The sequence below is a fragment of the Nocardia stercoris genome, assembly GCF_003696265.1.
GTDB lineage: Bacteria > Actinomycetota > Actinomycetes > Mycobacteriales > Mycobacteriaceae > Nocardia > Nocardia stercoris.
Genome location: NZ_RFFH01000010.1, coordinates 1 through 9,618, shown reverse-complemented (window position 1 = coordinate 9,618; position 9,618 = coordinate 1). Strand labels below are relative to the sequence as shown.

General features: G+C 69.9%; 6 protein-coding genes and 1 pseudogene. 5 read left to right on the top strand and 2 right to left on the bottom strand.

Features of this window, described 5'->3' with window-relative positions:
• The 3 genes from EBN03_RS21785 to EBN03_RS21775 form a co-directional block, all read left to right on the top strand.
• On the top strand, positions 1–1,872 hold a 1,872-nt coding region (locus EBN03_RS21785; RefSeq protein WP_233608526.1), incomplete at its 5' end, for a dynamin family protein.
• Between the two features lie 303 nt (positions 1,873–2,175).
• The gene (locus tag EBN03_RS21780) at positions 2,176–3,633 is read left to right on the top strand and encodes an amidase (protein ID WP_122189957.1); all 1,458 of its coding nucleotides are present in this window, start codon (positions 2,176–2,178) and stop codon (positions 3,631–3,633) included.
• Between the two features lie 158 nt (positions 3,634–3,791).
• Positions 3,792–4,760, top strand: coding sequence for a COX15/CtaA family protein (locus EBN03_RS21775; protein ID WP_122189956.1), 969 nt, complete (start codon positions 3,792–3,794; stop codon positions 4,758–4,760).
• Between the two features lie 759 nt (positions 4,761–5,519).
• Here EBN03_RS21775 and EBN03_RS21770 read toward each other — a convergent pair.
• Entirely contained in the window at positions 5,520–7,028 is a 1,509-nt protein-coding gene (locus EBN03_RS21770) for a flavin-containing monooxygenase (protein ID WP_122189955.1), read from the bottom strand.
• Between the two features lie 124 nt (positions 7,029–7,152).
• Entirely contained in the window at positions 7,153–7,518 is a 366-nt protein-coding gene (locus EBN03_RS21765) for a hypothetical protein (RefSeq protein WP_122189954.1), read from the bottom strand.
• 80 nt (positions 7,519–7,598) lie between these two features.
• Between EBN03_RS21765 and EBN03_RS21760 the strand changes: the two genes are divergently transcribed.
• The gene (locus tag EBN03_RS21760; RefSeq protein ID WP_122190087.1) at positions 7,599–8,564 is read left to right on the top strand and encodes a quinone oxidoreductase family protein; all 966 of its coding nucleotides are present in this window, start codon (positions 7,599–7,601) and stop codon (positions 8,562–8,564) included.
• A 147-nt stretch (positions 8,565–8,711) separates the two neighbouring features.
• A pseudogene (locus EBN03_RS21755) lies at positions 8,712–9,618 on the top strand (hypothetical protein); the annotation flags it as partial.

The following is a 9,618-nucleotide window of genomic DNA, read 5'->3' as shown; positions in this document are numbered from 1 at the left end:
CCGGCCGTGGTTGTGACCCACCCACCATGGTCGCGCGGGGTGCCCCACGGCAACCCGTGGCGCACCTCCCCGATCTTCCTGTCTGCCCACGTCTTCCGAGGAGTTCCGGTGTCCGCGCCGAGTATCGTCCAGCCCCGCACCGCATCGGCGGCCACCGAACCGCTGGTCGCGGTCCTCGACGACCTGCGGGCCGTCGCCGATACCGTCGGCCGCCCCGATCTGGCCCACCGGCTGCGGCAGGCCCGGCAGCGCTTCGGCGACGACCGGATTCGTGTGCTCGTCGCCGGTGTCTCGCGCAAGGGCGTCAGTTCGGTGGTCAATGCCCTGGTCGCGGCGGACGCTTGCCCCACCGCGCTGCCCGGCCGCGTGCCGTCCGCTCCGGTCGAGGTGCGGTACGGCGAGCGGTTCGAGCGGCGTCCCGGCGGTCCGGACCGACACGCGGAGGTCCGGGTCACCGCGCCGCTGCTGGCCGAGGGCATGACCCTGATCGACGCCCCGGGCGTGACGATCACCGATCCTCGGCGCACGGCGACGCTGACCGAACTGCTTCCCACCGCCGACGCGGTCCTGTTCGTGACCGACGCTGGCCAGGCCTACACCCCGCCCGATATCCGTCTGCTGCAACGCATTCGCCAGGTGTGCCCGCTGACGGTGTGCGTGCTCAACAAGATCGACAGCTACCCGGAGTGGGCGACGGTCCAGCAGGAGGACCGGCGCCTGCTCACGGCCGCCGATCTGGATCTGCCGATCCTGCCCGTCTCCGCCGCCCGGCACGCCCTCGCCCACCGGCGCGGCGACACCGACCTGGAGGTGGCGTCCGGTCTGCCGCAGCTCACCGACTTCCTGCGCACCACGGTCACCGAGCGCGCGCGGGCCGCGGCCCGGGAGGCCTTCGCGCACGAGGTCCGGGTGGTCTCCGACCATCTGGCCCTGGCGATCACCACCGAGGTCGGTGCGCTGCAGGACCCGGCCCGCGGCGCCGAACTGGTGGCCCGGATCCAGCACCACCGTGCGGCCGCGGAGGCGCTGCGGGCACGAATTGCCAACTGGCAGTATGTCCTCGGCGACGGCATCACCGAGCTGACCGTCGCGGTGGACCACGACCAGCGCAACCGGCTGCGGGCCGTGGTCCGCGACGCCGAAACCGAGATCGCCGGCACCGACCCGGCCAAGCACTGGACCGCGTTCGGCGAACGCCTGCAGGAACGGATCGCCACCGAGGTGCACGAGAATTTCGTACTGCAGGAACGACTTTCGGCCGAACTGGCCCACACGGTGGCGAAGAAGTTCGATACCGCCGACCTGCAGCCGGTACCCAAGCTGCCGGACGCCGACGAGCCCGCCGCCGACTGGGGCCCGCCGGCGGAGCCCGAGACCCGCGCCGGGGTGCTGCAACGCGCCATCGGCGGGGTCCGCGGTTCCTACGGCGGAGTGCTGATGGTCGGCATGGCGACCAGCCTGATAGGTCTGACACTGGTCAATCCGTGGTCGATCGGCGCCGGAGTCCTGTTGGGCGTCAACACTTTCCGCGAGGAACACAAGGCCGCGAAGGCGCGCCGGCAGAGCGAGGCGAAGGTGGCCGTCGCCAAACTCATGGACGAGGTGGTGTTCCAGGTCTCCAACGAGTCCCGCGCCCGCGTGCGCGAGGTCCAGCGCGCCCTGCGCGACCACTTCACGCTCCTCGCCGAACAGCAGACCGCCGCGGCCGCCCAGGATGTGCAGGCCGCCCAGGACGCCGCCGCCCTGCACGACAGCCGCCGCGCCACCCGCATCCACGAACTCGAAGCCCTGTCCCACCGCCTGCGCGAATTACGGGTGCGAGCGGGAACCATCGCAGCCGGCGGCGCGCTGCCCGCGCAGGCAGGCGGCTGATCGGGCCGGCGGTGTCGGGCGGCCCCACGATCACCGGGCGTCCTGCGGGGTGCGCGGTAGCGACCGGCTTCCGAGAGTGTCGAGCCGACGCGACCATCGAACAGCTGCGACCGAGCGGAACGGTGTGACATCTATCCCGTTGTACGAAAAGGTCTTTCATGGCTTCCAGCGATCGGATCAGCCCAGCCCGAGCCCTGACCTGGGAATTGCGGAATATATGCGTCGAAGGGAACCTGTTCGCCTTTCTCGATTGCGTGACGTTGTGTTTTATGGCTTTTTCGGCGGCCCCATAGCTTCGGATTCATGGATTGGAACGTGCAGTCGGCCGAAGATCTCGCAGTGGCCTTGCGTAGTGGTGCGGTGACTTCGGTGGAGCTGACCGAGGCCGCGATCGGCCGGATCGAACGCGATGACACGGTGATCAACGCGATCTGCGTTCGCGACTTCGATCGGGCGCGGATCGCCGCGCGCCGCGCCGACGAGGCACGTGCCCGCGGCGAGGATCGGCCACTGCTCGGCATTCCGGTGACGGTCAAGGAGTCCTACGACATCGCCGGGCTGCCCACGACGTGGGGTCTGCCGCAGCACGCGAATTACGTACCGGCCGAGGACGCGGTACAGGTGTCGCGGCTGAAGGCCGCCGGCGCGGTGCTGCTCGGAAAAACCAATGTGCCGGCGATGCTGCGAGATATCCAGAGTTTCAACGAGATCTACGGCACCACCAACAATCCGTGGGATTACGGCCGCACGTCGGGTGGGTCGTCCGGTGGTTCCGCGGCGGCTCTGGCGTCCGGATTCGGCGCGCTGTCGATCGGCTCCGACCTCGCCGGATCGCTGCGCACCCCCGCGCATTTCTGTGGCGTCTACGCGCACAAGCCGACTCTCGGGCTGGTGGCGTCCCGCGGCATGGTCGCGCCTTCGGCCCCGGCCCTGCCGGTCGATCTAGACCTGGCTGTTGTCGGTCCGATGGCCCGCACCGCCCGCGACCTCACCCTCCTGCTCGACGTGATGGCCGGCCCGGACCCGCTGACCCACGGCATCGCCTACGACCTCACGCTGCCGCCCGCGCGCCACGAACGACTGGCCGACTTCCGTGTCCTGGTCGTCGCGGACCATCCGATCCTGCCCACCGGATCGGCGGTGCGGGCCGCGGTGAACCGGGTCGCCGAGGCCCTCGTCGACGAGGGCGCCCACGTCGAACGGCACAGCCCGCTGCTGCCCGATCCCGCCGAGGCGGCGGCACTGTACATGCAGCTGATGCTGTCGAACGCCGCCGCGACGCTTCCCCTCGACGTGTACCGGCAGTTGCAGGCCCGGGCCGCCGCATTGAGCGCGGACGACCGAAGTCTCGACGCGGCGCGGCTGCGCGGCATGGTCCTCAGTCACCGCGACTGGGTCGAGGCGAACAACCGCCGCGAACTCCACCGCCACGGCTGGCGGCAGCTGTTCACCGAGTTCGATGCCGTGGTGAGCCCGGTTACGCCCACTCCCGCATTCCCGCACAACCACAACGGCAGTCTGGAGGACCGAACCATCGACATCGACGGCGTCGAGTACCCGTACTTCGACCAGCTCGTCTGGGCCGGGATGGCCACCATGCCCGGCCTGCCCGCCACCGCCGTACCGGCGGGCCGTTCCCCTGCGGGTCTGCCGGTCGGCGTGCAGCTCATCGGCCCGATGTTCGAGGACCGCACCCCGCTGCGGCTGGCCGAACTGCTCGAGGAGAAGATCGGCGGCTTCCAGGCGCCGAACCGACCGTGAACCCCACGGCGTCGCCTCGTGGCCTGGCGGCGCTGAGTGAGACTGGCAGCACCGCCACGGGCACCCTCGGTCCGGTGCGCGGCTTCCCCGGCCGCGTAAACGACGCAATGTAGTAGGTCGGGTTCGGGGGACGAATCGACGGCGACTAGCATGGTCGCGTGCTGTCTCGCGCCTTCATGCGACTCGTCGACCTCCTGCCCGTGCCCTCGCAGCGGGTGCAGCGACTCATCGCCCTGGCGGTGGTGATCACCCAGGCCGGGATCGCCGTCACCGGGGCCGTGGTGCGAGTGACCGCGTCCGGGCTGGGCTGCCCGACCTGGCCGAAGTGCTTCCCCGGCAGCTTCACGCCGGTGCCGCACGCCGCGACCGGCTACCACCAGGCCATAGAGTTCTCCAACCGGCTGCTGACCTTCGTGGTGACGGTGGCGGCGGCGGCCGTCGTGCTCGCCGTCCTACGAGCCCGGCGGCGGCGCGAAGTGGTCGCCTACGCGTGGCTGATGCCCGGCGGCACCGTGCTGCAGGCGGTACTCGGCGGCATCACGGTCCGCGCCGGACTGCTGTGGTGGACGGTGTCGATCCACATGCTGGCCTCCATGCTCATGGTGTGGCTGGCGGGCGTGCTGTGGGTGAAGGTCGCCGAGCCCGACGACGGCGTCGTGGTCACGCAGGCACCCGCCCCGCTGCGCGCGCTCACCGTGCTCAGCGGCATCGCGCTGGCCGCGACCCTGGTCGCCGGCACGCTCGTGACCGGCGCGGGCCCGCACGCCGGCGACAAGTCCGTGGACAAGACCGTCCCCCGACTACAAGTCGAGATCCCGACACTGGTGCACGCGCACGCCGAACTGCTGGTCGCCTACCTGTGCCTGCTGATCGGCCTCGGCTTCGGCCTGGCCACCGTCGGCGTCACCCGGACCGTCCGCACCCACTACATCGTGGTACTGGCACTCGTCTGCGCCCAGGCACTGATCGGTGTCGTCCAGTACTTCACCGACGTACCCGGCGGCCTGGTCGTGCTGCACGTCGCCGGCGCCGGCGCCTGCACGGCCGCCACCGCCGCCCTGTGGGCCACCCTCCGCACCCGAGAACACGTGCCCGCGCCAGTGACCGAGGTCGCCACCACCCGCTGACCGGCCCCAGCCGGGCCATCCGATCGATTCGATCACGGGCGCACAGACTGCTAGTTCCGGCCTGAGCGCACAATGTTCCGCCCGATCGAGCAAGAATTGCCGGAATCAGCCCAACATTGTGCACTCAGGCCGGTGTCCCCCGGATCGACTGGCCTAGCACGTCGGCGGTAAGGCCTCGCCGACGTCCAGTACCGGGCCGTGGCCGGGAGCCGGGCGGCAAGCTCTCCCGGCCGCGCGTCACGACTGAGATCGGCATTGTTCGAGCGTTTGTGGACTGCCTCGGCCCACACGGATGCCGCTACCTGGGCAAACTTGCCGAACCGCATGCCGTGCACCATTGCATTTCCTGCGCATACGCATTCAGTGCATATTTGCACTCCATGCAATAATGCTGCGGCACTTGCAGTTCCAGCCGCCGAATCGCCTGATCCCGCTCCGGCAGCCATGATTCCCACTCCGGCAGACAGGTCCCGCTGCAGCGCAGGCTATCCGACAGCGCAGACATCGATCTCCGCAGCCGCCCGAAACCCTGACCGCCGACCCCACATCCGCTCACTTACTTTCCGGCCGGGCCGCGGCGGAACTGGCTGCGGCCCGACACCGGCTGCCATCACAGGCCATCCACGGCATGTCCCACATGCCACGACCGCCGAGTCCAGTTCGTCGGGGGCGACCTCGAGGCCGAGCATCTACGCCACCCACCTGACGAAAAGCAGTGCCGCGGACCCGAATAGGGTCCGCGGCACAAGCTACGCACGGTCAGGCCGAGCGCGACTCCTCGTTGGACACCACCCGCAGTGCCGGCTTGACCTTGGAGAACTTCACGATGCCGTCCTCCAGCCCTTCCTTGCGCAGGTAGGCGCGGTCGCGGTAGAAGTTGCTGACCACCTTCCAGGGGCCGCCGGTGCCCTGGCGCGGCATCACCGCGTCGCCGCGCGCGATGTAGCCGGAGGAGAGGTCGGCGCCCAGCAGCGAGGCCTCGGAGCGGTCGCCCGGCTGCGGCGTGGCGACCACTCGGTTGAAGCCGTTGTCGCGCATGTAGTTCAGCACGCGGCAGAAGTAGCTCGCCGCGAGGTCGGCCTTCAACGTCCACGACGCGTTGGTGTAGCCCACCACCATCATGGCGTTCGGGATGTCGCTGAGCATGACGCCCTTGTACATCAGCAGGTCGCGGGTGTGGACCGGCTCACCGTCGAGTTCGACCGCGGCGCCGCCGAGCATCTGCACCTGCAGGCCGGTGGCGGTCACGATGATGTCGGCCTCAAGTTCCTGCCCCGAGTCCAGGCGCAGTCCGGTCTCGGTGAACTCGGCGATCGTGTCTGTGACGATCGACGCCGTGCCCTTCTTCAGCGCCCGGAACAGGTCGCCGTTGGGCACGACGCACAGGCGCTGGTCCCACGGGTCGTACTTCGGGGTGAAGTGCTTCATGTCGACGTTCGGGCCGACCTGGACGCGCACCTGGTTCTGCAGCAGCCTGCGGGCCGCGGCGGGGTTGTTGCGGGAGAGCTGGAAACTGGCCCGCTGCAACGCGATATTGCGGACCCGGCCCACCTTGTACGCCATCGCGGCCGGCACCTTGGCCAGCTTGAGGCCCATGGCGACCGGGTCGTCGGAGGGCAGGGTGGCGATGTAGGTGGGTGAGCGCTGCAGCATGGTGACGTGGCCGGCGCCGCGGGCGGCCAGGGTGGGCACGAGGGTGATGGCGGTGGCACCGGAGCCGATGACCACGACCTTCTTGCCCTGGTAGTCCAGGTCCTCGGGCCAGGCCTGCGGGTGCACGATCTGCCCGCGGAAGTTCTCTTCGCCCGGCCAGGTGGGGCGGTGGCCGGCGTCGTAGTTGTAGTAGCCGGTGCAGCCGGAGAGGAAGTCGGCGGTGTAGATCTCGGTCTCGCCGGTCTTCTCGTCGACGGTCTCGACGGTCCAGATGTTGTCGGCGGTCGAGAAACTCGCCTTCACCATCTTGCGGCCGAACCGGATCTGCTTGTCGACGCCGTATTCCTCGGCGGTCTCCTGCACGTAGTTGCGGATCGACGCGCCGTCGGCGAGCACCTTCGTGCCGGTCCACGGCTTGAACTCGAAGCCGAAGGTGTACATGTCGGAGTCGGAGCGGATGCCGGGGTACTTGAACAGGTCCCAGGTGCCGCCGATGTTCTCGCGACGCTCCAGGATCAGGAAGCTGCGCCCGGTGTTCTCCCGGATCAGGTGGCAAGCGGTTCCGATTCCGGACAGACCCGCGCCGATGATCAGTACGTCGACATGCCGCGTCATTGAGGTTACTCGTTTCGTGATCGTTTCCGGACGGCTCTGCCCGGTCCTGGAAGATTACATGTGATCGACAGTTACGTCTATGTCGGCTGTATCCCCGATCACATGCGCCGACCACCCACGAGTACTAGACGGTCAGCTCACGCACCGTCTGCTCGTTGCGCGCCTGCGGGAAACGGTGCGAACGAGCCACCCAGCCGGCCATCTTGGCCCAGTGCCCCTTCGCGGGCGTGGCCTTCGAGATCAGCTCCCGGTCCCAGTGCTCGGTCGCGGTGAGGCCCGAGACCTTCTCGACCAGCGCGTTCGCGGCGGCCAGGTCGGCGACGACCCGGTCGCCGAGGACGCCGTCGGCGCCTACCAGGGTGACCCGGACACCCAACCGGCCGACCGGCTGCAGCACCGCGGTAGCGGAACCGCCGTGCGCGGCAACGAAATCGACGACGGAATCGACGACAGCGGACGACAGTTCGACGGGGGCCACGGAAGTACTCATAGCGGGCAGTCTACCGCCGGGTAGCGACACGGCCGAGACCACTGTGACCGAACTCCGGGTCGGGGGTGTACAAACCGGTCATGCATGCGATTCAGGTAACCGAGCACGGCGGCCCCGAGGTCCTCGAATACGTGGAACTGCCCGCACCCCAAGTGGGTCCGGGCGAGCTGCTGGTCGACACCGAGGCGATCGGCGTCAACTTCATCGACACCTACTTCCGGACCGGGCTGTATCCCGCCTCCGTCCCGTACGTGCCCGGATCCGAGGGCACCGGCGTTATCACGGCGCTCGGCTCGGACGTCACCGGATTCGCGATCGGGCAGCGGGTGGCCTGGTCGGCTGCTCCCGGTAGCTACGCCGAGCAGGTCGCGGTGCCCGCCGCGGTCGCGGTGCCGGTCCCGGGCGAAGTGTCCGCCCCGGTGGCGGCGTCGGCGCTGCTACAGGGCATGACCGCCCACTATCTCGCCGAATCGGTGTACCGCCCCGAACCCGGCGAGTGGGTGCTGGTGCACGCCGGTGCGGGTGGGGTCGGACTGATCCTGACCCAGTGGCTGGCCGCGCGGGACGTGCGGGTCGTCACGACAGTGTCCAGTGACGCCAAGGAGGAGCTGTCGCGCGCGGCCGGCGCCGCGCGTGTGCTGCGCTACGGGCCCGATCTGGCCACCGAGGTGCGCGCGGTGACCGGCGGCGAGGGCGTGGCCGCGGTGTACGACGGCGTCGGCGCGGCCACCTTCGAGGCGAGCCTGGCGTCGCTGCGGGTGCGCGGCACCCTGGCCCTGTTCGGCGCGGCGAGCGGCCCGGTTCCGCCGTTCGACCCGCAGCGGCTCAACAGCGCCGGTTCCCTGTTCCTGACCCGGCCCACCCTCGCCCACTACACCCGCACCCGCGACGAGCTGCTGTGGCGCGCGGACGACATCTTCGACGCGATCGCCGACGGCACCCTCACCGTGCGGGTGGGCGCGACATATCCGCTGGCCAACGCGGCCCGCGCGCACCGCGATCTGGAGGGCCGGGCGACAACCGGCTCGATCGTGTTGCTGCCCTGACGAATCGAATCGGCTACCGCACCGCACCGCGCGGACCGATGATCCCTGCTGGCGCAAGCCGATTCGCTAAGCTTGGCGGCCAGTCGTAAATTTGGCGTGATAACCGGTCGCGCGGCCGGACCGGCAAATCGGCAGGGGTTGATCAGGATGTTGGTGAAGGTCCGCAACGACGACCCGTCTCGGCTGTCGGCCACCGAGCAGACGGTCGTCAACTGGCTCAAATCGTGGCGCGGCGCGCACGCGCTGCCGGGCATCGCGGTGGTCAAGGCGCGCGGCACCGACGCGGTCGTGTGGACCCCCGACGCGTGTGTCGTGGTGTCGGTCAAGGGCTTCAGCGAACGGGTCACCGGCACCCTCACCGTCTCCGCCGATCAGCCCTGGACCCTGGGCGACGGGATCGCGCCGCTCGAAGGCCAGGTGGACGGCACGGAGGCGATGACCGCCATCCGCGAGCGGACCGCCGAGATCGAAGAGCTGCTGCGGTCCGCGCCCGGCCGCGAACACGTCACGGTGCTGGGCATCGTGTTGATCATCCCGCTGCTGGGCACCCGGATCACGCTGGACAAGGGCCCGCTGCCGGAGGACATCGACGTGGTGGTCGGAGACGGTCCTTCGTCGCTACGCACCTACTTCACCCGGATCGGCCGCGACGACGAGGACGGAATCGGCCCGGTGGCCGGCCACTGGGACGCGTCGCAGGTCGGCCAGGCGCTGGGTGCGCTCGGATATGCCGCCGCGGCAAGCTATTCCGAACTCATCAGCGAGGGGTTCCCGGCGCCGGACCCGAACCGCACCCCGCCCCCGCCGCGCCGCCGCCCCGAACGAGCCGTACCGGTGACACCACCGGCCGACGCCGTCGCGCCGGAACCGGCACCCCGGCCGGTGGACGCGCCCGAGCCCGAATCTGCCGGTGCCGCACCACAATCGGCGCAGCAGCCGCCGCTTCCGCTCCGGCAACCGGGCGCGAGCCGGCCGCGGCCCGCCGCGCCGCCACCGAACCCGGCCGCGCCGGAACCCGCGATGGCGTCCGCGCCCGCGATGGCGCCCGGCTCCG